General features: G+C 68.2%; 20 protein-coding genes. 12 read left to right on the top strand and 8 right to left on the bottom strand.

Going from position 1 to position 23,945, the window contains the following annotated elements; all coding sequences use genetic code 11:
* Positions 1-8 precede the first annotated feature (8 nt).
* Together HMPREF2581_RS14940 and HMPREF2581_RS14935 are read right to left on the bottom strand one after the other, a co-directional pair.
* Positions 9-1,208, bottom strand: a complete 1,200-nt coding sequence (locus HMPREF2581_RS14940; protein WP_003141743.1) for an O-antigen ligase family protein — start codon at positions 1,206-1,208, stop codon at positions 9-11.
* A gap of 7 nt (positions 1,209-1,215) precedes the next feature.
* Positions 1,216-1,866 carry a BUD32 family EKC/KEOPS complex subunit gene (locus HMPREF2581_RS14935; RefSeq protein WP_003109893.1) on the bottom strand — a complete coding sequence of 217 codons (651 nt, stop codon included), beginning with the start codon at positions 1,864-1,866 and terminating at the stop codon, positions 1,216-1,218.
* Positions 1,867-1,973: 107 nt separating this feature from the next.
* Between HMPREF2581_RS14935 and msbA the strand changes: the two genes are divergently transcribed.
* From msbA to HMPREF2581_RS14915, 4 genes are all read left to right on the top strand, one after another.
* Complete coding sequence (msbA, locus tag HMPREF2581_RS14930) at positions 1,974-3,785, top strand: lipid A export permease/ATP-binding protein MsbA (protein ID WP_003095749.1); 1,812 nt, start codon at positions 1,974-1,976, stop codon at positions 3,783-3,785.
* Between the two features lie 40 nt (positions 3,786-3,825).
* Positions 3,826-5,250 (top strand): bifunctional D-glycero-beta-D-manno-heptose-7-phosphate kinase/D-glycero-beta-D-manno-heptose 1-phosphate adenylyltransferase HldE, encoded by a 1,425-nt coding sequence (gene hldE, locus HMPREF2581_RS14925; RefSeq protein ID WP_003141741.1) that lies wholly within the window; start codon positions 3,826-3,828, stop codon positions 5,248-5,250.
* Between the two features lie 127 nt (positions 5,251-5,377).
* A complete protein-coding gene (locus tag HMPREF2581_RS14920; RefSeq protein ID WP_003135655.1) occupies positions 5,378-6,667 on the top strand; it encodes an acyl-CoA dehydrogenase family protein in 1,290 nt (429 codons plus the stop codon).
* Positions 6,668-6,715: 48 nt separating this feature from the next.
* Positions 6,716-7,924, top strand: a complete 1,209-nt coding sequence (locus HMPREF2581_RS14915; protein ID WP_003095742.1) for an acyl-CoA dehydrogenase family protein — start codon at positions 6,716-6,718, stop codon at positions 7,922-7,924.
* Between the two features lie 24 nt (positions 7,925-7,948).
* On the opposite strand, the gene HMPREF2581_RS14910 is transcribed toward HMPREF2581_RS14915, so the two are convergent.
* The 4 genes from HMPREF2581_RS14910 to HMPREF2581_RS14895 form a co-directional block, all read right to left on the bottom strand.
* Positions 7,949-8,869: a hypothetical protein gene (locus tag HMPREF2581_RS14910; RefSeq protein WP_003114542.1), complete on the bottom strand. Its 921-nt coding sequence runs from the start codon at positions 8,867-8,869 to the stop codon at positions 7,949-7,951.
* A 168-nt stretch (positions 8,870-9,037) separates the two neighbouring features.
* The gene (locus HMPREF2581_RS14905) at positions 9,038-9,850 is read right to left on the bottom strand and encodes an aldo/keto reductase (RefSeq protein WP_003095738.1); all 813 of its coding nucleotides are present in this window, start codon (positions 9,848-9,850) and stop codon (positions 9,038-9,040) included.
* Positions 9,847-11,022 (bottom strand): NAD(P)/FAD-dependent oxidoreductase, encoded by a 1,176-nt coding sequence (locus HMPREF2581_RS14900; RefSeq protein ID WP_003141739.1) that lies wholly within the window; start codon positions 11,020-11,022, stop codon positions 9,847-9,849. Before HMPREF2581_RS14900 ends, HMPREF2581_RS14905 begins: the two co-directional genes overlap by 4 nt.
* Positions 11,023-11,082: 60 nt before the next feature.
* The gene (locus tag HMPREF2581_RS14895; RefSeq protein WP_003095735.1) at positions 11,083-11,415 is read right to left on the bottom strand and encodes a DMT family transporter; all 333 of its coding nucleotides are present in this window, start codon (positions 11,413-11,415) and stop codon (positions 11,083-11,085) included.
* Between the two features lie 84 nt (positions 11,416-11,499).
* Between HMPREF2581_RS14895 and HMPREF2581_RS14890 the strand changes: the two genes are divergently transcribed.
* Together HMPREF2581_RS14890 and waaA are read left to right on the top strand one after the other, a co-directional pair.
* Positions 11,500-12,384: a LysR family transcriptional regulator gene (locus HMPREF2581_RS14890; protein ID WP_003109888.1), complete on the top strand. Its 885-nt coding sequence runs from the start codon at positions 11,500-11,502 to the stop codon at positions 12,382-12,384.
* Positions 12,385-12,419: 35 nt separating this feature from the next.
* Positions 12,420-13,697, top strand: a complete 1,278-nt coding sequence (gene waaA / locus HMPREF2581_RS14885; protein WP_003114538.1) for a lipid IV(A) 3-deoxy-D-manno-octulosonic acid transferase — start codon at positions 12,420-12,422, stop codon at positions 13,695-13,697.
* A gap of 48 nt (positions 13,698-13,745) precedes the next feature.
* Here the strand turns inward: waaA and HMPREF2581_RS14880 are convergent, their stop codons facing one another.
* Together HMPREF2581_RS14880 and HMPREF2581_RS14875 are read right to left on the bottom strand one after the other, a co-directional pair.
* Positions 13,746-14,345, bottom strand: a complete 600-nt coding sequence (locus HMPREF2581_RS14880) for a helix-turn-helix domain-containing protein (RefSeq protein ID WP_003095727.1) — start codon at positions 14,343-14,345, stop codon at positions 13,746-13,748.
* A 77-nt stretch (positions 14,346-14,422) separates the two neighbouring features.
* Complete coding sequence (locus HMPREF2581_RS14875; protein WP_003123586.1) at positions 14,423-16,369, bottom strand: oxidoreductase; 1,947 nt, start codon at positions 16,367-16,369, stop codon at positions 14,423-14,425.
* A 173-nt stretch (positions 16,370-16,542) separates the two neighbouring features.
* On the opposite strand from HMPREF2581_RS14875, the gene HMPREF2581_RS14870 reads away from it, so the two are divergent.
* The 6 genes from HMPREF2581_RS14870 to HMPREF2581_RS14845 all read left to right on the top strand — a co-directional run bounded on the left by HMPREF2581_RS14870 (position 16,543) and on the right by HMPREF2581_RS14845 (position 23,835).
* Positions 16,543-17,634, top strand: a complete 1,092-nt coding sequence (locus tag HMPREF2581_RS14870; protein WP_003095722.1) for an ABC transporter substrate-binding protein — start codon at positions 16,543-16,545, stop codon at positions 17,632-17,634.
* A 76-nt stretch (positions 17,635-17,710) separates the two neighbouring features.
* Positions 17,711-18,358, top strand: coding sequence for a TetR family transcriptional regulator C-terminal domain-containing protein (locus tag HMPREF2581_RS14865; protein WP_003141738.1), 648 nt, complete (start codon positions 17,711-17,713; stop codon positions 18,356-18,358).
* Between the two features lie 117 nt (positions 18,359-18,475).
* On the top strand, positions 18,476-19,210 hold the full coding sequence (gene aruR / locus HMPREF2581_RS14860; RefSeq protein WP_003109882.1) for a two-component system response regulator AruR: 735 nt from the start codon (positions 18,476-18,478) through the stop codon (positions 19,208-19,210).
* Between the two features lie 3 nt (positions 19,211-19,213).
* Entirely contained in the window at positions 19,214-19,990 is a 777-nt protein-coding gene (locus HMPREF2581_RS14855) for a substrate-binding periplasmic protein (protein ID WP_011666781.1), read from the top strand.
* A complete protein-coding gene (locus HMPREF2581_RS14850) occupies positions 19,987-22,239 on the top strand; it encodes an ATP-binding protein (protein ID WP_016254374.1) in 2,253 nt (750 codons plus the stop codon). Before HMPREF2581_RS14855 ends, HMPREF2581_RS14850 begins: the two co-directional genes overlap by 4 nt.
* Before the next feature lie 183 nt (positions 22,240-22,422).
* On the top strand, positions 22,423-23,835 hold the full coding sequence (locus HMPREF2581_RS14845) for an amino acid permease (protein WP_003141737.1): 1,413 nt from the start codon (positions 22,423-22,425) through the stop codon (positions 23,833-23,835).
* Positions 23,836-23,945 lie beyond the last annotated feature (110 nt).

Raw genomic sequence — 23,945 nt, 5'->3', positions numbered from 1 at the left:
CCGCCTCCTCAGGAGGCGGTTTCGTTTTTGTCGCGGGCGCTTTTCTGCACCCACAGGGCGTACAGCAGGGCCAATGGAATCCAGATCAGAAACCAGTGCTCCTTGGGGCGGGACATGAACGCGTTGCCTTCCGTGAGGCCGGAAGCCAGTCCGAAGACCAGCCAGGTAGACGCCAGCAGCACCATGGGGTCGCGACGGTTCTTCCAGGCGAAGATGAAGGCCAGGGCGTAGATCGCAGACCATAGCAGCAGGCCGACGATCCCGCCGGCGAACAGCACGCCCAACTCGATGTTGTGCGGATCGGCCAGCAGCATGCCGTTGGCCAGCTTGATCCGCATCGGGTGATCGTAGCCATGGCCAAGCCAGGGGTGCTCGCCGATCTGGCGCAGGGATTCGCTCCAGATTTCCGGGCGGAAGGAGACGCCACGCTGGGTGAGCAGCTCTGGATTGAAGATATAAGCCACGATCATGCCCAGCGCTGCCAACCCTATGACGATCAGGGTCTTTTTCTGATTGCCGGCGATCAACAGCCAGCCCAGGCAGGCGGTGATTGCGATCAATGGGGTGCGTGAGCCGGTCGACAGCAACAGGCAGCATAGTATCGCCAAGGACAGCAGCGGCAGTGGCGCAAGAAGATGGCGTGATTGCATCCAGTAAACCAGCCAGACCACAGTGAATGCGCCATATACATGGGCACTCAGCAGTGGGTTGTAGAGAGCCCCGTATCCGGACAAGCGCATCCATGCAGGATGTGTCTGGAGGTGGTAGTGGACCACCGTGACCGCGGCGGCGAAAACTGCTCCCAGTGCCGCCAGCCAAGTAATGTTGCGTAGGCGTTCGGGTGCCTGTAGCGCCAGTATCCCCACACAGAAGAGCAGTAGAACGATGTACAGCGGCCGTTTGAACAGCGAACCCGCCGAGTTTTCCGGCGTTGACCAGAGCAGGCTGAGCATCATGTAAGCGCTGAAGGCCAGAATGGCGATGAGCAGCGGCGAGCGGGTCAGTGGACGTAACAGTTGCGGCTGGATAATCACGAAAAGCAGCGTCGGGGCTGCAAGCAGGATGTAGAAAAGCCGGTGATAGTCGGAGCGGTCGCCGACCCAGAACATTCCGGTGAGCAGGGCCAGCCAGCCCAGCGGCAGGATCCAGTGGCTGAGGATGCGGCTGGTATCGTGGCGAAGACGGGTCAGTCGGGTAGCTGCGAACATTCCTTGCTCAATCCAGTTGCAGTTGCTTGAGGAGCTGCTCGAGTGTCCAGTGGACCTGGCTGCTGCGGAGATAGGCCTTGAGCACCAGGTGCTCGCTGTCGTCGAGGAACCAGGTTCGATCCTGTTCGTAGCGCAGCAGGTGCTTGAAGTTGCGAATGCGTTGGGCGGCGCTGAGCGCCGAGCGCTGGACCCGCAGGTCGGCGATGTCGATCAGGCCCATCCGGCCTTCCGGCGTGCGCACCACGTTGCCCAGGTGCAGCGAGCGGAAGTACACCCCCTTGGCGTGCAGCGCGGCGATCAGCTCGCCCAGTTGCGTCCGGACTGTATCGCCGCACTCCGGGTCGTTGCGGTCGAGTTGGCGGAGGGTCTGCCCCGGTAGCGGCTCGTAGTGCACCGCGTCGCGCTGGATATGTGGGATCCGCAGTACGTCCAGCACCTTCGGGCAGACGATGCCGCGCCGCGCCAGTTCGCTGGCATTGCGGGCGAAGCGCTCCGCATAGGGGAACAGGGCTGCGGAGGAAATCAGGCGCTTGCGGCGAAACAGCTTGAGGAAGGACCCGTCGCGCAGACGCAGTACCTTGTCCCCATGACCATCGGCTTCCAGCACTTCTGCGTTGTCACGCAACTGCAAGTAGGAGGGGTAGTCTATGACTCGCATGCGAGCTCCTGAACGAACGGCCCGCCATCTTACCCCAACACGCCTTCCAGGCAGAGTGATGGAGGTCCTGTGCTACACTCCGGGACCTTTTCAGCATGTAAGAAACCATGAGCGATAGTCCTCAGAATCCCGGACCTTCCAGTCTCAAGATCTATTTCCGCCTGTTGGGCTACGTGAAGCCCTACATCGGAATGTTCCTACTCAGCATCGTCGGTTTCCTGATCTTCGCGTCGACCCAGCCGATGCTGGCGGGCATCCTCAAGTATTTCGTCGACGGCCTCTCCAATCCTGACGCGGCATTGTTTCCGAATGTGCAGTGGCCCTGGTTGCGCGACCTGCACCTGGTCTACGCGGTGCCGTTGCTGATCATCCTGATCGCTGCCTGGCAGGGGCTGGGCTCGTTCCTCGGCAACTTCTTCCTGGCCAAGGTTTCCCTGGGGCTGGTGCATGACCTGCGGGTCGCCCTGTTCAACAAGCTGCTGGTGCTGCCGAACCGCTATTTCGACACGCACAGCTCCGGCCACCTGATCTCGCGCATCACCTTCAACGTGACCATGGTCACCGGAGCAGCCACGGATGCCATCAAGGTGGTGATCCGTGAGGGCCTGACCGTGGTCTTCCTGTTCCTCTACCTGCTGTGGATGAACTGGAAGCTGACCCTGGTGATGCTGGCGATCCTGCCGGTCATCGCGGTGATGGTGACTACTGCCAGCCGCAAGTTCCGCAAGCAGAGCAAGAAGATCCAGGTGGCCATGGGCGACGTCACCCACGTCGCCTCGGAAACTATCCAGGGCTACCGGGTGGTGCGCAGCTTCGGCGGCGAAGCCTATGAAGAGAAGCGCTTCCACGACGCCAGCCAGAGCAATACCGACAAGCAGTTGCGGATGACCAAGACCGGCGCGGTCTACACGCCGATGCTGCAATTGGTGATCTACGTCGCCATGGCGATACTGATGTTCCTCGTGCTGTGGCTGCGCGGGGACGCCTCGGCCGGCGACCTGGTGGCCTATATCACCGCGGCGGGCCTTTTGCCCAAACCGATCCGCCAGCTTTCCGAGGTCAGTTCCACGGTCCAGCGCGGCGTCGCCGGCGCCGAGAGCATCTTCGAGCAGCTCGACGAAGCGGCGGAGGAAGACCAGGGGAGCGTCGAGAAGGAGCGGGTCAGCGGGCGCCTGGAAGTGCGCAACCTGAGCTTCCGTTATCCCGGAACCGACAAGCAGGTGCTGGATGACATCAGTTTCGTCGCCGAACCCGGGCAGATGATCGCCCTGGTCGGCCGTTCCGGTAGCGGCAAGTCGACCCTGGCCAACCTGGTTCCGCGCTTTTATCAGCACAATGACGGCAAGATCATGCTTGATGGCGTTGAGGTCGAGGATTATCGCCTGCGTAACCTGCGCCGCCACATCGCCCTGGTGACCCAGCAGGTCACGCTGTTCAACGACAGCGTGGCCAACAACATCGCCTACGGCGACCTGGCTGGCGCGCCGCGCGAGGAAATCGAGCGGGCGGCGAAGGCTGCCAACGCCAAGGAATTCATCGACAACCTGCCGCAAGGCTTCGACACCGAGGTCGGCGAGAATGGCGTGCTGCTTTCCGGCGGCCAGCGCCAGCGTCTGGCGATCGCCCGGGCGCTGCTCAAGGACGCGCCCCTGCTGATCCTCGACGAGGCGACCTCGGCGCTGGACACCGAGTCGGAGCGGCATATTCAGGCGGCGCTGGACGAAGTGATGAAAGGGCGCACCACCCTGGTGATCGCCCACCGCCTGTCGACCATCGAGAAGGCCGACCTGATCCTGGTGATGGACCAGGGGCAGATCGTCGAGCGCGGCAGCCACGCCGAGCTGCTGGCGCAGAACGGCCACTATGCGCGGCTGCACGCGATGGGACTGGATGAGCAGGCGCCGGCGCCTGTCGGCTGATAAACTGGGCGTCTGCCCCGAGAGGTTGTTTGGAGTTCCCATGAAGTTGTCCATGCCCCGTTTCGACCAGGCCCCGGTGTTGGTGGTCGGTGATGTGATGCTTGACCGCTACTGGCATGGCGCGACTTCGCGCATTTCGCCGGAGGCCCCGGTGCCGGTGGTCCGCGTCGAACAGCACGAGGACCGCCCCGGCGGCGCCGCCAACGTCGCGCTGAACATCGCCGCGCTGGGCGCACAGGCCTTGCTGGTCGGCGTCACCGGCCGCGACGAGGCCGCCGACAGCCTGGCCAACAGCCTCAAGGCCGCTGGAGTGGACGCGCGCTTCCAGCGCATCGATAGCCAGCCGACCATCGTCAAGCTGCGGGTCATGAGTCGTCACCAGCAACTGCTGCGGGTCGACTTCGAGGAACCGTTCCGCACCGACGCGGCGGCCCTGGCCGTGGACGTCGAGTCGCTGCTGGCCAAGGTCAAGGTGCTGGTGCTGTCCGACTACGGCAAGGGCGCGCTACAGAACCACCAGGTGCTGATCCAGGCGGCGCGGGCGCGCAACATTCCGGTACTGGCCGATCCCAAGGGCAAGGACTTCGCCATCTATCGCGGCGCCAGCCTGATCACCCCGAACCTGTCCGAATTCGAGACCATCGTCGGCCGTTGCGCCGACGAAGCCGAACTGGTCGCCAAGGGCCAGGAGCTGATGAGCGAACTCGACCTCGGCGCCTTGCTGGTGACCCGCGGCGAGCATGGCATGACCCTGCTCCGCCATGGCCAGCCGGCCCTGCACCTGCCGGCGCGGGCGCGGGAAGTGTTCGACGTCACCGGTGCTGGCGATACGGTCATCTCCACCCTGGCCGCGGCGCTTGCCGCCGGCGAGGAGCTGCCGTCCGCGGTGGGCCTGGCCAACCTGGCCGCCGGCATCGTGGTCGGCAAGCTGGGTACCGCGGCGATCAGCGCGCCCGAACTGCGTCGCGCGGTGCAGCGCGAGCAGGGTTCCGAGCGTGGCGTGCTGGGCCTGGAGCAACTGCTGCTGGCAATCGAAGACGCCCGCGCCCACGGCGAGAAGATCGTCTTCACCAATGGCTGCTTCGACATCCTTCACGCCGGCCACGTGACCTACCTCGAACAGGCGCGCGCCCAGGGCGACCGCCTGATCGTCGGGGTCAACGACGACGCCTCGGTCACTCGCCTGAAGGGCGTTGGCCGGCCGATCAACTCGGTGGACCGGCGCATGGCGGTACTCGCCGGGCTCGGCGCGGTGGACTGGGTGGTGAGCTTCGCCGAAGACACTCCCGAGCGCCTGCTCGAGCAGGTGCGTCCGGACGTGCTGGTCAAGGGCGGCGATTACGGCGTCGAGCAGGTGGTCGGCGCGCAGATCGTCAAGGCTTACGGCGGCGAGGTACGGGTGCTCGGCCTGGTGGAGAACAGCTCCACCACCGCCATCGTCGAGAAGATCCGCCAGAAAGGCTGAGCCTTTCCCCGGCCGGTCGCCCCTAGCGGATGACTGGCTGGCCTGACAACTCCCTTCGGCGAGACGGTCATAGGCGCTGCCCATGCGGCGGCGCATGATCCGGGCATCCCATCCTGCGTGGAGCAAGATGCCCATGAGCACCGATGTACAGGGCCGTGCCCTGGCTGTACTGAACCGTGTCGCCCAGGCCGACTGGCCGGATCGCTTCAATCTTCGCAAACCCTTCGAGAAACTGCTCTACAGCGGCAGCCGTACCGGCTTCCGCCTGGCCAGCGAGCGTTCGGCGAAGCAGGCGAAGGGACCGCGCAAGGCCGATCCGGACGGGTTGTTCGACCTGTCGTTCTCCGACGACCAGCAGATGCTGGTGGACATGCTCGAAGGCTTCGCCCTGGAGGTGTTGCGTCCGCTGGCTCATGACGCGGATGCCGAGGCCAGCCTGCCGGCGGAACTGCTCAACCAGGCGCTGGAGCTGGGCCTGACCCACTATGGGGTCGGCGAGGTGCACGGCGGCATGGCCGGTGAGCGCACCACGGTGACCACTGCCCTTATCGCCGAGGCCCTGGCCAAGGGCGATCTGTCGCTGGCGGCGGCCCTGCTGGTGCCGTTGTCGGCGGCCAACTGCATCCGCCGCTGGGGCAGCCCCTCGCAGCAGGCGCAGTGGCTGCCGGCGTTCGTCAGCGAAGAGGGGGCGCCGCTCACCGCCATCGCGGTCAACGAGCCGAGTCTGCTGTTCGACCCGCAGAAACTGGCGACCCGCGCCCGGCGCAAGGGCAGTCACTACCTGCTTTCCGGAGAGAAATGCCTGGTCCTGCGCGGCCTGGAGGCCAGCCGCCTGATCGTCGCGGCGAAGACCGACGAGGGGCCTGCGCTGTTCCTGGTGGAAGCCTCCGCCAAGGGCGTCGAGCGACGTGCCGAGCCGGCGATGGGACTGAAGGCCGGCGGCACCGCCCGGTTGCGCCTGAAGAGCGTCAAGGTGCCGGCGGACAACCGCCTGGCCGCCGAGCATTTCGACTACCGGGCCTTCCTCGATCACGCGGCCCTGGCCTGGTGTGCCCTGGCGCTGGGCACCGGGCAGGCGGCGCTGGACTACGTGATCGCCTACTGCAACGAGCGCGAGGCCTTCGGCGAGCCGATCAGCCATCGCCAGGGGGTCGCCTTCATGGTCGCCGACATCGCCATCGAACTGGACGCCATGCGCCTGATGGTCTGGCGCGCCTGCGCCCTGGCCGAGCGCGGCCAGCCGTTCCAGCGCGAGGCTTACCTGGCGCGTCTGCTGTGCGCCGAGAAGGCGATGAAGATCGGCACCGACGCCGTGCAACTGCTCGGCGGCCACGGCTTCACCAAGGAGCATCCGGCCGAGCGCTGGTACCGCGACCTGCGCGCGGTAGCGCTGATGGCCGGCGGCCTGCACCTGTGAACCCGAGCGAGTGCGCGGTCCGCCGCGACGAGTGAACGAGGAATCGACATGTACCTGGAAACCCCGAAGAAATTCCGCAGCCTGGCTAACCAGGCGCATCAGGTCGCGGAAAACTATTTCCGGCCGATCTCGCGCAAGTACGACAAGGCCGAACACGCCTATCCGAAGGAGCTGGACCTGCTCGCGGCCTTGCTGGACGGCATGAACAGCGGCTCGCCCGAGGCTGTCGGCGCGACCTCGGCGAGCAAGCGCGCCGGCAAGCAGGTAGAGGAGGGCATCAAGAACGGCGGCAACCTGTCGGCATTGCTCGGCGTGATGGAACTGTGCTGGGGCGACGTCGGCCTGCTCCTGGCCATGCCGCGCCAGGGGCTGGGCAACGCGGCGATCGCCGCGGTGGCCAACGAGGAGCAGTTGCAGCGCTTCGGCGGCACCTGGGCGGCGATGGCGATCACCGAGCCGGGCTGCGGCTCGGACTCGGCGGCGATTCGCACCACCGCGACCCAGGATGGCGACCACTATGTACTGAACGGCGAGAAGATTTTCGTCACTTCCGGCGAGCGGGCCGATGCCGTGGTGGTCTGGGCCACCCTGAACCGCAACCTGGGGCGGGCGGCGATCAAGTCCTTCGTGGTCGAGAAGGGCACGCCGGGGATGACCGTGACGCGCCTGGAGAAGAAGCTCGGGATCAAGGCTTCGGATACCGCTTCGATCAGTTTCAATGATTGCCGGGTGCCGGCCGCGAACCTGCTGGGCAACGCCGAGGTCGACGTGCAGAAGGGTTTCGCCGGGGTCATGGAGACCTTCGACAATACCCGCCCGCTGGTGGCCGGCATGGCCGTCGGGGTGGCCAAGGCGGCGCTGGACCGGACCCGCGAATTGCTGAAGAAGGCTGGCTGCAAGTTCGACTACAGGAAACCGCTGCTCACCGTCAGCCACGCCGAGGCCACTCTCTATCGCCTGGAGGCGGAGTGGGAGGCAGCGCGCCTGTTGACCTTGAAGGCGGCATGGATGGCCGACAACAAGCTGCCCAACTCGAAGGAAGCGTCCATCGCCAAGGCCAAGGCTGGACGGGTGGCCAACGAGATCACCCTGAAGTGCGTGGAGCTGGCTGGCGCCCTCGGCTACGCCGAGGATGAGCTGTTGGAGAAGTGGGCGCGGGACTCGAAGATCCTCGACATCTTCGAGGGCACCCAGCAGATCCAGCTGCTCATCGTCGCTCGCCGCCTGCTCGGCAAGTCTTCCAGCCAGTTGAAGTAGAAAGGGCGGCAAAGCCCGCCCGGTTCAGGCGCTGGCGCGGTCGCGCCCACCGCCGGCCTGGTCGCCGTTGCTGGATGGCCACAGTGCCAGCCAGTCGCGGAAACGGATGCGTTCCTCATGCACCAGCCAGCCGTCCTGTACGGCAAAGCTCTCGGCCAACCACAGGCCGCGGGTGGCCGCAGGGCGCAACTGGCCCTTGCGCAGGGTGAACAGGTCGCCGGTGGGGCGCCCTTGGTCCAGCGGCAGCAGGTAGAGATCGGGGCGCCGACGGTCCAGACGCGCCACCAGCGGACCGCTCTCGAGCCGCTCGTCGACATGGTAGAGGCTCGGCTCGCGCGCATCGCGCGGCAGCTCCAGGCGCATGTCGTAGACCAGTTGCAGCGAGGCCGTGGGCAGGTGTACGTAGGCGCGTGGGCGCTCCAGCAAGCGCAGGCTGCCGGCTTGCACCGGACGGGCGGCGCCGGACAGCGGGGTGAGGACGAAGTGGCTGTTCTCCCGGTAGCGCAGCGAACCCTGGTAGGGCGTCGGCAGCCAGGTGTCGCCGAAGCGCCCGCCGAGCCAGCCGCCGGCGGTCTCCACCAGGCATTCCTCGGCGACTTCCTGGATCGCCGTGAGCAGCGGCAGGTTCAGTTCGTGGGCCGGTACGTAGCCGGAGATCAGCTTGAGCACGGTATCGCCGCGGTCCAGCCGGCGCTGACGGACCAGCACCCAGTAGTCGCGGCCCTGCCAGTTCAGGGTCAAGCGCACCGAGACCCCCAGGTTGGCCAGCTCGGCGACGAAGCGCTGCGGGTCGGCTACCTCCATGCGGCGGCGGCGTACGAGCATCTGCTGGAAGTTCAGCGGCAGGCCGAGGGCCTGGTAGACCAGCCCGTCCGGGGAGGCCTCCACCAGCAGCGGCAGGGTCTTGAAGGCGGACGGATCCTTGCGGGCGAGCATACGGGGCATACGGGGCTCCTTGTCGGGTCATCGCGCCGGGGCGGGACGGAGGCTCACGTTCGATGCACCGGCCACCGGAGGCGAGGGCGGCAGGCAGGATACGGCTCGTTCGGGAGGAACATGGCAGCGGAATGCACCGCGGGTGTCAACCCGCGGATGTTGCAGCCGATGTATGGTTCAGGCCTTTTTCAGGGCTTGCGCGGCCATCGCGACATTATGGGCCAGGTGCAGCGGATTGATGGTGCCGACGATGGCGGCGGCGACGCCCGGCTGGTCGAAGACCAGTTCGAAGCTGGCGCGCACCGGGTCCTGTCCGGCGCCCAGGCAGGCATGCCCGCTGGCCAGCGCCTTCTTCACCAGGATGCCCTTGGCATGGGCCGCGGCGTACTCGATGACCGGGCGCTCGGCGCGCTCGTTCAGGTTGTAGGTGACCATCGCGCAATCGCCCTCGCGCAGGGCGCGCAGGCCACCTTCGACGGTCTTGCCGGAGAGTCCGTAGGCGCCGATCAGGCCCTCGCGCTTGAGCGCGGCGAGAGTCGGGTAGACCTCGCTGTTCTCGAGGATATCCAGGTCGTTGCCATCGGAATGCACCAGCACCAGCTCGATCCGCTCGGTCTCCAGGCGCTTCAGGCTGCGTTCGACGGAGCGCCGGGTATGCGTGGCGGAGAAGTCGAAGACTGACTGGCCGTCGACGAACTCTTCGCCGACCTTGCTGACGATCACCCAATGCTCGCGCTGGCCGCGCAGCAGCGGGCCGAGGCGTTCCTCGCTGCGGCCGTAGGCCGGGGCGGTGTCGATCAGGTTGATGCCGAGGTCGCGGGCCAGGGCCAGCAGGTCGGCGGCTTCGCGGTCGTCGGGGATGGTGAAGCCGGAAGGGTACTTCACTCCCTGGTCGCGGCCGAACTTGACGGTGCCCAGGCCCAGCGGCGAAACGGCCAGGCCGGTGTCGCCCAGCGGGCGGTGCAGGTCGTGGAGGGTATCCCTGATCATGCGAAGGCTACCTCCCAGGCCGGTTCGGCGAGCGGCGGACGCGGCAGTTGCGGCAGCGCGGCATGTTCGCTGGGGCGGATGCCGTCTTCTTCCAGGCGGGCGCAGACCCGGTCGGCGAAGTCAGGGGCCAGCGCCAGCTTGGTCGGCCAGCCGACCAGCAGGCGTCCCTGTTCGGCGAGGAAGGCGTTGTCCGGGCGCAACAGGTTGGACTGTGCCGGCTCGGCGCGATCCACCCGCAAGGTGGCCCACTGCGCCTGGCCGAGGTCGATCCAGGGCAGCAGCTTTGCCAGTTCGCGGCGTGCTTCGGCGATCTGCGCGGCTTCGTCGCGGGCCACGCCATCGGCTTCGGCGATGTCGCCGCCGAGGTACCAGACCGACTGGCCGTCGCGGGTCGGATGGGTGGTCACGGTGATCCGTGGCTTCGGCCCGGCCCCCAGGCAGTGGGCGTACAGCGGTTTCAGGGTCGCCGCCTTGACCATCACCATGTGCAGCGGCCGCCGCTGCATGGCCGGTTGTTCCAGGCCCAGTTCGCGGAGCAGCGCCTCGTTGCCGGCACCGGCGCTGAGCACCACGCGCTGTGCACGGATCTCCCGGCCGTCGACGCACAGGCCGGCCAGTTCCCGGCCTTCGCGCAGCGGTTCGATGCGCTCGCCGGCGAGCAGGCTGTCGCCGGCCAGTTCCGCCAGGCGGCGAATCAGGTCGGGGACGTCGAAGACGATTTCCGTGAGGCGGTAGGCCTTGCCCTTGAACCCCTTGTCGCGCAGCGCCGGAGGCAAATCCCCGCCCTTGGCCTGCTCGACCCGGCTGCGCACCGCCTTGCTGGCGAAGAAGCTGGTAAGGCTGCCGGCCAGGCCGCCCGGCGACCACAGGTAGTGCGCCTCGGAAAGCAGGCGTACGCCCCGCAGGTCGAGTTCGCCGTCGCTGCCGAGACAGGCGCGCCAGCGCCGCGGCATGTCGGCGATGGCTTCGGAGGCGCCGGTCAGGGCGCCATGCAGGGCGTACTTGGCGCCGCCGTGGATGATCCCCTGCGACTTCACGCTCTGTCCGCCGCCGAGGCTGGCGCTTTCCACCAGCACGGTGGCGTAGCCGGCCCGGCGCAAGCGGGCGTTCAGCCAGAGGCCGGCGATACCGCCGCCAACGATGAGGATGTCGGTGGAAAGGGCTTGGGGCATGGGGCTGCCTTATCGGGAACGGAAAGGGCGCAGTATACAACCTGCGCCCGCGACGGTCGTTCAGTGCCCCGAAGCGCGGGAGAACAACTGGATCACCAGCACGCCGGCGATGATCAGGCCGATACCGAGGAGGGCCGCGGGGTCCAGGCGCTGGCCGTAGACGAACATCGCCACCAGGCTGACCAGGACGATGCCGAGCCCGGACCAGATGGCGTAGACCACGCCGACCGGCAGGGTGCGCATGACCAGCACGAGCATGCTGAAGGCGAGCACGTAGCCGCCCACCACCAGCAGCAGCGGCAGTGGCTTGCTGAATCCGGCGACGGCTTTCAGCGAGGTGGTGGCGACCACTTCGGCGGCGATGGCGATGGCGAGGTAGAGATAATTGGTCATGGCGGCGTCCTCCGGAAACTGCGGCCATTCTAGGGAGCCGGCGGATGGGATAAAGTCGTTACCTATCTGTATTGGAGATAGGTTATGCAGTGGAATCTGGAGCAGATCCGCCTGTTCGTCAGCGTCGCCGAGCGCCAGTCGTTCTCTGCCGCCGCCCGCGAACTGAAGCGGGTGCAATCGGCGGTGAGCAACGGCATCGCGCTGCTGGAGGCGGACCTCGGCGTCACCCTGTTCGAACGCAGCAGCGGACGCCAGCCGCGCCTGACCGACGAGGGCCGGGTGCTGCTGGCGGAGGCGCGCGAGGTGCTGCGCCAGTGCGAGCGCCTGCAGGGGCGCGCGCTGGGCCTGGCGCGCGGCGAGGAGCCGCGGCTGCGCCTGGCCCAGGACGAGGCGATGCCCTACCAGCCGGTGCTGGACAGCCTGGAAGCGCTGGCGCAGCGCTTTCCCAGTCTGGAGGTGCAGGTGTCCAGCGGCGGCCAGGGCGACGTGACCCGTCGTTTGCTCGAGGAGCAGGCTGACCTCGGCCTGCTGTTCCACCATGAGCGCATGCCTGAGTCGCTGGAGCGGCGGCGCCTCGGCAGCGTCGAGATGGTCACGGTGTGCGGCGCCGGCCACCCGCTGGCCGGGCTGCAACGGGTCAGTCGCCGCGAGCTGGCACAGCACCGGCAACTTTTGATCGTGCCCCAGCAGAGCGGCTATCCGGGCGGCGAGCAGATCAGCCCGCAGGTGTGGCGGCTGGACAGCTTCTATTCCATGGCCGAGTTGCTGATGCGCAACCTCGGCTGGGCCTGGCTGCCGCGGCACGTGGTGCAGTACCCCACCTACGACCGGCTGATGGTGGAGCTGACCAGCGACTGGACGCCGCCGTCGCTGGTGGTCGAACTGGTCTGGCGGCGCAACGAGGTGCTCGGCCCGGCGGCGGCCTGGCTCGGCGAAACCTTCACCCGCCACCTGCGCGCCATCGGCTGAGCCGGTCGGCGGGAGTTTTGCTAAGCTGCGCGCCCATGAACCGTACCCTCTATACCCTGCTGTTCCACCTCGGCTTGCCGCTGGTGGCGTTGCGCCTGTGGTGGCGCGCGCGCCAGGCGCCGGCCTACGCCAAGCGCATCGGCGAGCGTTTTTCCCTGTCCTTGCCCGAGGTGCCGCCCGGCGGCATCTGGGTGCACGCCGTCTCGGTGGGCGAGAGCATCGCCGCCGCGCCGATGGTGCGGGCGCTGCTGGAGCGCCATCCGCAGCTGCCGGTCACCGTCACCTGCATGACCCCGACCGGCTCGGAGCGCATCCGCGCATTGTTCGGCGAGCAGGTCCGGCACTGCTATCTGCCCTACGACCTGCCCTGGGCGGCGGCGCGCTTCCTCGACCGGGTGCGGCCGCGCCTGGCGGTGATCATGGAAACCGAGCTGTGGCCCAACCATATCCATGCCTGCGCCGTGCGCGGGATCCCGGTGGCGCTGGCCAATGCGCGCCTGTCCGAGCGCTCGGCGCGTGGCTACGCGCGCTTCGCCGGGCTGACCCGGCCGATGCTCGCCGAGCTGTCCTGGATCGCCGTGCAGACCGAGGCCGAGGCCGAGCGCTTCCGTCGTCTCGGCGCGCGTCCTGAGTGCGTCAGCGTGACCGGCTCGATCAAGTTCGACCTGCGCATCGACCCGCAGCTGCCGCTGGCCGCTGCCGCCCTGCGCGAGGAATGGGACGCGACGGCGCGACCGCTGTGGATCGCCGCCAGCACCCATGCCGGCGAGGACGAGATCGTCCTGGCAGCCCACCGGCGCCTGCTGGAAACGCGTCCCGACGCGTTGCTGATCCTGGTGCCGCGCCATCCGGAACGCTTCGCCGGCGTCCACGAGCTATGCCGCCGCGAAGGCTTCGCCACGGTCCGGCGCTCCGGCGGCGAGCCGGTGGCACGCGCGACCCAGGTGCTGCTCGGCGATACCATGGGCGAGCTGCTGTTCCTCTATGCCCTGGCCGACATCGCTTTCGTCGGCGGCAGCCTGGTGCCCAACGGCGGGCACAACCTGCTGGAGCCGGCGGCCCTGGGCAAGCCGGTGTTCGCCGGTCCGCACCTGTTCAACTTCCTCGACATCGCCGCGCAATTGCGCGACGCCGGGGCGCTGCTCGAGGTGACGGATGCCGGCGAGCTGTGCGACGGCCTCGCGCGCCTGTGGGCGCAGCCGGAGGTCGCGACGGCCATGGCCACTGCCGGAGAGAAGGTGCTGCGCAACAACCAGGGCGCCCTGGAGCGGCTGCTGGCGGGGTTGGCGCGGTTGCTCGGGCGCGGCGGGTAGCGCTCGCCCCGTCGGCCCTCCCCTGGCCCTGCATCGCGACAGGCCGTTTCAGAACGTCGGCGGGGTGATCACCCAGAGCACCAGGGTATCGCTGTCGCCCGGGTTGCCGTAGCGATGCGGTTCCTGGCTGGAGTAGCTGAAGCTGTCGCCCTCGCGGAGCTGGAAATGGCGGTCGCCGACCCAGAGTTCGAAGATTCCGCTGAGGATGTAGCCGGCTTCCTCGCCCTCATGGCTGTAGCTCTGCTGGCTGTAGGTGCCCGGCGGGAAACGCGAGTGGAGGATCTCCAACTGGCGGCTGGGCTGCGGGGTGAGCAGTTCGTCGATGATGCCGTCTTCGTAATGCACGCTCATGCGCGTGTTGCGCCGCACCACGTAGCCGGCGTCCGCCGGGTCCACCGCGGCCTCGCTGGCGAAGAACCACTGGATGGTCACGCCGAGGCTGCGGGCGATGTTGAACAGCGCCGGAATCGACGGATATGCCAGGTTGCGTTCCAGTTGGCTGATGTAGCCGGCGGTGAGTTCGCTCTGTGCGGCCAGCTCGGCCAGGGTCAGGCCGCGGCGCTTGCGCAGGCCGCGGATGCGGGTGCCGAGGAAGTGCGTTTCGCTGCGCGGCGTGTCGGTGGCGTCCGGCGGTGACGGGCGGGGCATGCGGCGGGGTCCTGGCTGCGTTTGCGGCATTCTAGGGGCTGGGCCGGGACCCGTCGAGGGAGCCGCGGCCGCGCCGCTCAGATGCTCCAGGCGGCCTTGAGCCCTTCGTAGATCGCCTCCTCGGCGGTGCGGGGGGCCAGGCAGTCGCCGATCCGCAACACCTCCGCCAGGCCGTGCAGGCTGTCGGCCAGGCGGTCCACCGGCTGGTGGCCCTGGCATAGCACCAGGGTATCGACCTCCTCGAACAGCATCGCCTCGCCGCTGGCGCTGTGCTGCATGTACACCGTGGTATCGTCGCAGCCGTACAGGCGGGCGTAGGGCGTGACCGGGATACCCAGGCGGTGCAGTTCGCCGGCCAACTGGTCGCGCACGTACAGCGGCAGGCTCTCGCCGCAGTGGGTGCCGTTCACCGCCAGGCGCACCTGGTGGCCCTCGCGCACAAGCTTTTCCGCGATACCGGGGCCGATCCAGTCGCCCCGCCAGTCGGTGACCAGCACCGAGCGACCGACCCGCACCTCGCCGCGCAGCACCTGCCAGGCATCCACCACCTGCAGCTCGCCGCCGCGCTCGAAAGGCGGCCAATAGGGTTCGGCGCCGGTGGCGACGATCACCAGGTCCGGCCGTTCGCGCTCCACCAGCGCGCGGTCGACCGGCGTGTTGCGGCGTACCTCGACGCCGGCCAGTTGCATCTCCCGTTGCAGGTTGGTGGAGGCGCCGCCGAATTCCGCGCGGCGCGGCAGCAGTTGCGCCAGGTTGACCTGGCCGCCGAGCTGGGCGCCGGCCTCGCAGAGCACTACCTCGTGGCCGCGCTGTGCCGCCACCGCCGCCGCCTTCATCCCCGCCGGGCCGCCGCCGGCGACCAGCACGCGCTTGCGCCGCGAGGCCGGATTGGGCGTTGCGTAGGTCAGCTCGCGGCCGGTTTCCGGGTGCTGGATGCAGGAGATCGGATAGCCTCGGTGGAAATGTCCGATGCAGGCCTGGTTGCAGGCGATGCAGGCGCGCACGTCGTCGCTGCGCCCGGCCTCGGCCTTGTTCGGCATCTGCGGGTCGCAGATCAGCGCGCGGGTCATGCCGCAGACGTCGGCCTGGCCTCGGGCGAGGATGGCCTCGGCCTCCTGGGGCTGGTTGATGCGCCCGGTGACGAACAGCGGGATCGCCAGGCGCGCCTTGAAGGTACCGGCTTCGCGGGCCAGGTAGGCCGGCTCGATGGCCATCGGCGGGACGATATGGATGGCGCCGCCGAGGGAGGCCGAGGTGCCGGCGACGATGTGCAGGTAGTCCAGCTCGCCCTGGACCGCCTCGGCCGCCTGCAGCGACTCGCTTTCGCTGAGACCCTCGGGGTCGCGCTCGTCGGCGGACAGGCGCAGGCCGACGATGAAGTCCTCGGAGGTGGCCGCGCGCACCGCCGCCAGCACTTCGCGGAGGAAACGCAGGCGGGCATCGAGGTCGCCGTTGTAGCCATCCGTGCGGCGGTTCACCCGCGGGTTGAGGAATTGCGCCGGCAGGTAGCCATGGCTGGCGACCACCTCCACCCCGTCCAGCCCTGCCTGGTGCAGGCGGCGCGCGGCGGCGGCGTAGCCGGCGACGATCTCGTCGATCAGCGGCTGGTCGAGTTCGCGCGGCATCACCCGGAACCGTTCGTTGGGCGAGGCCGAGGCGGAATAGGCCACCGCCAGCAGGCCGTCGGCGGATTCCATGATCTCGCGCCCGGGATGGAAGATCTGCGACAGCACCACGCATCCTTCGGCGTGGCAGGCCTCGGCGACCCGCCGGTAGCCGGGGATGCAGGCATCGTCGGTGGCCATCAGCACGTGCGAGGTGTAGCGCGCGCTGTCGTGGACCCCCGCCACCTGCATGACGATCAGTCCGGCGCCGCCGCGGGCCCGGGCGCGGTGATAGGCGACGAGTGGCTCGTTGACCAGGTTGTCGGTAGGCATCGACGTGTCGTGGCCGCTCGACATGATGCGGTTTTTCAGGCGTTTGCCCCGGATTTCCAGGGGGCTGAACAGGTGCGGGAAATTCACGGTTGGCGTCCTTCTTGTTGTTCTCGCGGCGCGCTTCAGAAACAGGATATGAATTTACCATCAGTAAAAAATCAACTTGTTTTTTTAAAATCGACTGGATAGTTTCTGTCCCGTGGCCGCTTCCCGGCGGCTCGCTGCGATCCACTCCACAACAAGAACAAGAGGAGACGCACATGAACCGTTCCTTTCCATTGCGCCGCGCGGCCAGCGCCCGTCCGCATCCGGTTTTTCCTTGCCGCGTCCTGCTCGGCGCCGTCCTGCTGGCGTTCGGCGGCCTCGCGCCTGTCCAGGCCGATGATGGCCTGGTGGTGGTCGGCTACGGCGGCGCCGGACAGAAGGCCCAGGAGGTGGCGTTCTTCCAGCCGTTCACGCAGCAGACCGGGATTCCCGTGGTGCAGAGCGAGTACAACGGCGAGATGGCCCGGATCAAGGTGATGGCCGACACCGGTCACGCCGACTGGGACCTGGTCCAGGTCGAGGGGCCGGACCTGGCGCGCGGTTGCGACGACGGCCTGTTCGAGCGTCTGGACTGGCAGGCCATCGGCGGCAAGCAGCAGTTGATCGCCAATGCCGCCCAGGAATGCGGTTCCGCCGCGCTGGTCTGGGGCGTGGCGATCGGCTACGACGCCGACCGGCTGCAACAGCCGCCGGCGTCCTGGGCCGACTTCTGGGACGTCCAGCGCTTCCCCGGCAAGCGCGGCCTGCGCAAGCGGGCGATCTACAACCTGGAGTTCGCCCTGCTCGCCGACGGCGTGCCACGCGAGCAGGTCTATCCGCTGCTGGCGACCCGCGCCGGTGCCGACCGTGCCTTCGCCAAGCTGGGCCAGCTCAAGCCCTACATCCAGTGGTGGGAGGCGGGAGCGCAGCCGGCGCAGTGGCTGGCCGCCGGCGACGTGGTGATGACGTCCACCTACACCGGGCGCATCGCCGACGCCCACCGCGCGGGGCGCAACCTGGCCCTGGTATGGCCGGGCAGCCTGTACGGCATGGACTACTGGGCGGTGGTCAAGGGTTCGAAGCGCGGCGCCGAGGCGCGTCGCTTCATCGCCTTCGCCAATGCCCCGGATGCCCAGGTGCGCTACGTCGAGAACATTCCCTACGGGCCGACCAACCGCCAGGCCGCCCAGCGCCTGCCCGCGCAACTGGCGAGCTGGGTGCCGACCGCGCCGGCGAACCTGGAGCAGGGCCTGGCGATGGACGACGAATTCTGGGTCGAGCATGGCGAGGAGCTGGAGGAGCGCTTCAACGCCTGGGCCAGCCAGTGAGACGGGCGCCACGTAACCTGCGATCATCGGGGCTGCCCGCCGGTGGTCGCGGGCGACGAGCAGGAGCCGCGAAAGGATGAACCAGGAAGTGCGCTTTTCCCGTCTGGAACCAGAGCAGCGCAAGGCGCTGCTGATCGAGGCGACCCTGGCCTGCCTGAAGCGGCATGGCTTCCAGGGCGCCTCGGTGCGCAAGATCTGCACCGAGGCCGGGGTATCGGTGGGCCTGATCAATCACCACTACGATGGCAAGGACGCGCTGGTGGCCGAGGCCTACCTGGCGGTCACCGGACGCGTCATGCGCCTGCTCCGCGGTGCCATCGACACCGCGCCGGGCGGCGCCCGCCCGCGGCTCTCGGCGTTCTTCGAGGCATCCTTCTCCGCCGAGCTGCTCGATCCGCAATTGCTCGACGCCTGGCTGGCGTTCTGGGGTGCGGTGGGCAGCATCGAAGCGATCGGGCGGGTCCACGACCATTCCTATGGCGAGTACCGGGCGCTGCTGGTCGGCGTGCTGCGGCAACTGGCGGAGGAGGGCGGCTGGGCGGACTTCGACGCGGAACTGGCGGCCATCAGCCTCAGCGCCCTGCTCGACGGGCTGTGGCTGGAGTCTGGGCTGAATCCCGCGACCTTCACGCCGCGGCAGGGCGTGCAGATCTGCGAGGCCTGGGTGGATGGCCTGGAGGCGGGCGCCCATCGCCGCTTCCGGCGTGCGACGGAAGCTTGTTGATCGTCCGTTCAGTAGTGGATAGGCTGCTGCTGGCAGCGGAAGGCGCCCCGGCACCTTCCGCCCACCGTCCGACAACCCAGAACAAGAAACGCCCCGGCCCGCCGGAGGCGCAAGGTGATGGCGATGGTTCCGCGCGTATTGGTGGTCGACGACGACCCGGTGATTCGTGAGCTTCTCCAGGCCTATCTCGGCGAGGAGGGCTATGACGTCCTCTGCGCCGGCAACGCCGAGCAGGCGGAAGCCTGCCTTGCCGAGTGCGCCCATCTCGGCCAGCCGGTCGAGCTGGTGCTGCTGGACATCCGCCTGCCCGGCAAGGACGGCCTGACCCTGACCCGCGAGCTGCGGGTGCGCTCCGAGGTGGGGATCATCCTGATCACCGGGCGCAACGACGAGATCGATCGCATCGTCGGCCTGGAGTGCGGCGCCGACGACTACGTGATCAAGCCGCTGAACCCGCGCGAACTGGTGTCGCGGGCGAAGAACCTGATCCGCCGGGTGCGCCATGCCCAGGCCAGCGCCGCCCCCGCCCGGCAGGCCCTCAGGCAGTTCGGCGACTGGCTGCTGGACGCCGACCGGCGCCGCCTGATCGACCACGCGGGCAACGAGACCCTGCTCACCCACGGCGAATTCCAATTGCTCGGCGCCTTCCTGCGCAACAGCGGGCATACCCTGAGCCGCGACCAGTTGATGGACCAGATCCGCAACCGCGAGTGGCTGCCCAGCGATCGCTCCATCGACGTGCTGGTCGGCCGCCTGCGTCGTAAGCTGCGCGACGACCCGGCCGAACCGCAACTGATCATCACCATCCACGGCGCCGGCTACCTGTTCACCGCCGCGGCCAGCGACGCCTGAGCCATGCAGGCCCGCTGGCTGGCGCTCTGCGGATGGCTGCTGGGCGGCCTGGCACAGGCTGCGGAGACCATCCGCTATTGCGACTATCCGGTATACCCGCCGATCTCCTGGAGCGATGGCCAGCAGGTCCGGGGGCTGGCGCCGGAGCTGGTGAAGCGGCTGTTCGGCGCGCTGGGCTACCGGGTCGAGGTGGTGGTGCTGGGCAACTGGCGGCGCTGCCTGCTGGACGCCGCCGCCGGACGGGTCGACCTGGTACTGGCCTACCGCACGCCCGCGCGCGATCGCGACCTGGCGTTTTCCGCCGAGCCGGTGCTGCGCGAGGAGGTGGCGATCTTCTACAACCGCCAGCGGCCGGTGCGCATCCGATCCCTCGGCGACCTCGCCGGCTATCGCGGCGGGCTGTTGTTCGGCGAAAGCTACGGGGCGGACTTCGACCGCTTCGTCGGCCGCCACGGCAACGTCGAATGGGTTTCCGACAGCCGACAGAACTTCGGCAAGCTGGTGCGCCAGCGCATCGACTACATTGCCCACGAACGCCGCACCGGCACGCTGTTCGCCGAGCGCCTGGCCGGCGGCGAGAACATCCGTGCGCTGCCTGAACCGCTGACGGTGGACTACCTGCGGGTGGCGGTCTCGCGGCACTCGCCGCTGGCAGCGAAGATGGACGAGATCGACCGGGCCCTGCGAGGCTATCGCGACGACGGCAGCATCCAGCGTTGGCTGGACGACAGCGTGCGCGACTATCGGCGCCTCGCCGGCAACCGCGCGGACGCCTGGTGAGCGGCCGCGGCGGAGTGTTGGCGCGGCGCCTGCTGTGGCGGGTGCTGCTGTTCAGCCTGTGTTTCACTGTCCTCGCCGGCGCCGTGCAGCTGTTCTTCGAATACCGCCGCGAAATGCGTGAGATCGAGGCGCGCCTGGAACTGATCCGCAGCGGCTACCTGGCCAGCTTCGAGCGCAGCCTGTGGGATCTCAACCAGGAGCAGTTGAACGTGCAGTTGCGCGGCCTCGGGGATTTCCCCGACATCGCCCGTGTCAGTCTGCAAAGCGCCGACTTCAACCTGCTGCAGGGCGACCAGCGTCCACGCGGCCTGCTGCGGGTCGAGCGCTTTCCCTTGAGCTACCAGCCGCCGGGGGGCGAGCGTCGGCATCTGGGCGAGCTGGAGATCGCCATCGACCTGGCGGCGGTCTATCGCCGGCTGGCCTCCGGCGGCCTGGCCAGCCTCTTGTGGATGGGCAGTTTCCTTTGCGGCCTGGCGGTGGCCCTCAGTTGGCTGTTCCACAGCCTGGTCACTCGCCATCTGTGGCGCATGTCCGAGTTCGCTGGGCATATCGCCGAAGGCGACCTGCAACAGCCGCTGCGACTGGACAAGGCGGACCGCGAACGCGACGAGATCGACGCCGTCGCCGCCGCCCTGGAGGACATGCGCCAGGCCCTGCGCACCGATCGCCGCCGGCGCGACGCTGACCGCGACGAGTTGCGTCGGCAGGTCGAGCGGCGCACCGCCAGCCTGCGCCGGGCGAAGGACCAGGCGGAAGCCGCCGACCGTGCCAAGAGCCGTTTCCTCGCGACCATGAGCCATGAGATCCGTACCCCGCTGAACGGCATCCTGGGCATGGCCGAGCTGCTGCGCGAGGCATCGCTCGGCGAGCGTGACCGCCAGCGCCTGCGGGCACTGGCGACAGCGGGGGAGGGACTGCTGGCGATCCTCAACGAGGTCCTCCACTTCGCCCGGCTGGAGGAAGCGGCGGATGTGCCGGAAGCGGTGGACTTTTCCTTGCGGAGCCTGCTCGAGGACGTCCTCACCCTGCTCGAACCGCGGGCGCGGGAGAACGCCACGCGGCTGGACCTGTGGCTGGACCCGCAGGTTCATGACGGCCATCGCGGCGCCGAGCAGTTCCTGCGCCAGGTGTTGACCAACCTGCTGGGCAACGCGGTGAAGTTCACCGAGGCCGGCGAGGTGCGCGTTCGCGTCGAGCGGCTGGCGCGCAGCGCAGGAAGCGAGCGCCTGCGGCTGAGCGTCGCGGACGATGGAATCGGCATTCCCGAGGAAATGCGCGAACGCATCTTCGAACGCTTCACCCAGGGCGGCGACGCCGTGACCCGCCGTTACGGCGGAACCGGCCTGGGCCTGGCGATCAGCAAGCGGCTGGTGGAAGCGCTGGGCGGGCGGATCGGCGTGGAAAGCCGGGTCGGCCAGGGCAGTACGTTCTGGTTCGAGATCGAGCTGGCGCTGGCGAGCTTGTCCGGCGCGACGCCGCCGGCGGCATCGGTGTCTGCGCTGGAGGTGCTGCTGGTGGAGGACGTGGCGCTCAACCGCGAGGTAGCCCAGGGCCTGCTCGAGCGGGACGGCCACCGGGTGATGCTGGCCGAGGACGCGGGGCCGGCCCTGGCGCTGTGCCGGCAGCGGCGCTTCGACCTGATCCTGCTGGACATGCACCTGCCGGGGATGGCTGGCCTCGAGCTTTGCGCCGGGATTCGCCGGCAGCTCGACGGCCTGAACCGCGCCACGCCGGTCTTCGCCTTCACCGCCAGCATCCAGCCGGACATGGTGCGTCGGTACTTCGCCGCGGGCATGCAGGGCGTGCTCGGCAAGCCCCTGCGGATGGACGAGCTGCGCCGCGCGCTGGGCGAGGTCGGAACCGGCGTGCCTGCGCTTGCGGCGGACGCCGCGCTGGACCGGCAAATGCTCGAGACCCACCGCCGCCTGCTGGGGCGGCACAAGCTCGCCGGACTGCTGGGCAACCTGCTGGGAAGCCTGGACGAGCAGTTGCCGCTGCTGGCCGAAGCCCTGGACCAGGTGGACCTGGCCGAGGCGGCGAACATCGCCCATCGCCTGTCCGGAAGCTGCCACTCCATGGGCCTGGTGGCGCTCGGCGCCGGCCTGGGCGAGCTGGAGCGCGAGGCCCTGGGCGCGGCCGGGGTCGACCCGCGAGCCTGGGGCGCACGCCTGGGTAGCCTGCGCCGCGACGGCGCCGAAGCCCTGCGCCGCGCCGGCTTCCTCGGCGAAGCCGACTCAGCGGCCGGTTGAGCGGCGCGGCGAACAACTTCCTTACAGCTTTTTACATCTTCGATCCGCGCGTTCAACGGCGTCTTACATCCGCCGCCAATAATCCGCTCATCCGTGCGCAAGACACGGCCTCTGACAGAGTGGAGACAAGAATAATGAGCCATCTCGAAGACCCCTGCGCGTACCCTCATCCGGAGGTGCGCCATGGCTGACGGCAAGGAAAGGCTGCAACTCACCCGGGCCCTGGCGAGCCGCCACATCTTCATGCTGTCCCTCGGCGGGGTGATCGGCACCGGGCTGTTCATGGGCTCCGGCGTGACCATCAACCAGGGCGGCCCGGCCGGCGCGGTGCTGGCCTACCTGGTGGCCGGGGTGCTGATGTACCTGGTGATGGTCTGCCTCGGCGAGCTGTCGGTGCAGATGCCGGTCTCCGGTTCGTTCCAGGCCCACGCGACGCGTTTCATCGGCCCGGCGACCGGCTTCATGATCGGCTGGGTCTACTGGATGAGCTGGGCCTCCACGGTAGGCCTGGAATTCACCGCGGCCGGGATGCTCATGACCCGCTGGTTCCCGGAGGTGCCCGTGTGGCTATGGTCGGGTTTCTTCGTGGTCGTGCTGTTCTCCCTCAATGCCCTGGCGACCCGCGCCTTCGGCGAGGCCGAGTACTGGTTCGCCGGGATCAAGGTGGCGGCGATCCTGGTGTTCATCGTGGTCGGGGGGCTGGTGATCTTCGGCGGTATCGAACTGAAGAGCGGTGCGCCGGCGCCGATGTTCTCCAACCTGGTCGGCGAGCGGCTGTTCCCCAACGGGCTGTCGGCGGTGTTCGCGGTGATGATGACGGTGGTCTATGCCTTCCAGGGTTGCGAGATCATGGGCGTCGCCGCCGGCGAGACCGAGCGACCGGAGAAGAGCATCCCGCGGGCGGTGCGCAACGTGGTGTTCCGCGTGCTGATCTTCTACGTGCTGGCCATCGTTGTGCTTTCCGCCATCATTCCCTGGCAACAGGCCGGGCTGGTGGAAAGCCCGTTCGTGCAGGTGTTCGACATGGTCGGGATTCCCTACGCGGCGGACCTGATGAACTTCGTCATCCTCACCGCCATCCTCTCGGTAGGCAACTCGGGCCTGTACGCCTCGACGCGGATCCTCTGGGCGATGTCCAGGACCGGCATGGCCCCGCGCGGCCTGTCGAAGCTCAGCGCGCGCGGCGTGCCGCTCTACGCGTTGCTGATCACCCTGTGCTTCGCCCTGCTCTCGTTGCTGACCAGCGTGATCGCCGCCGACACCCTGTTCATGGTGCTGATGGCGGTGAGCGGGATGTCCGGCACCGTCACCTGGATCGTCATCGCCTACGCCCAATACCGCTTCCGCCGCGAGCACATGGCCAGCGGCGGCACGGTCGCCGAGCTGAAATATGCCGCGCCGCTGTTCCCGCTGGTGCCGCTGGCCTGCATCGCCGTGTGCTGCTCGCTGTTCGTCTTCCTCGCCCTCGATCCCACCCAGCGGCCGTCCTTGTACTGGGGCTTCGGCTTCATCGCCGCCTGCTACCTGGCCTATTACGTGGTTCGTCGCCGGCAGCCGCAGGGACTGGGCGACCCCGCCCTGGGACGGGCCGGCTGAACGGCCATTCGCAGGACCCGACGCCCGCCGCATCCGGCGGGCGTTTTCGTTTTCGCCTGGTTGGTTTGTTCGAAGTTGTAACAGCCGGCTCGCGCGGGCCTCCGCCGCTT

The organism is Pseudomonas sp. HMSC057H01, from assembly GCF_001836405.1.
In the GTDB taxonomy this organism is placed as follows: Bacteria; Pseudomonadota; Gammaproteobacteria; order Pseudomonadales; family Pseudomonadaceae; genus Pseudomonas; species Pseudomonas aeruginosa.
This window is presented reverse-complemented; position numbering and strand designations above follow the sequence as displayed.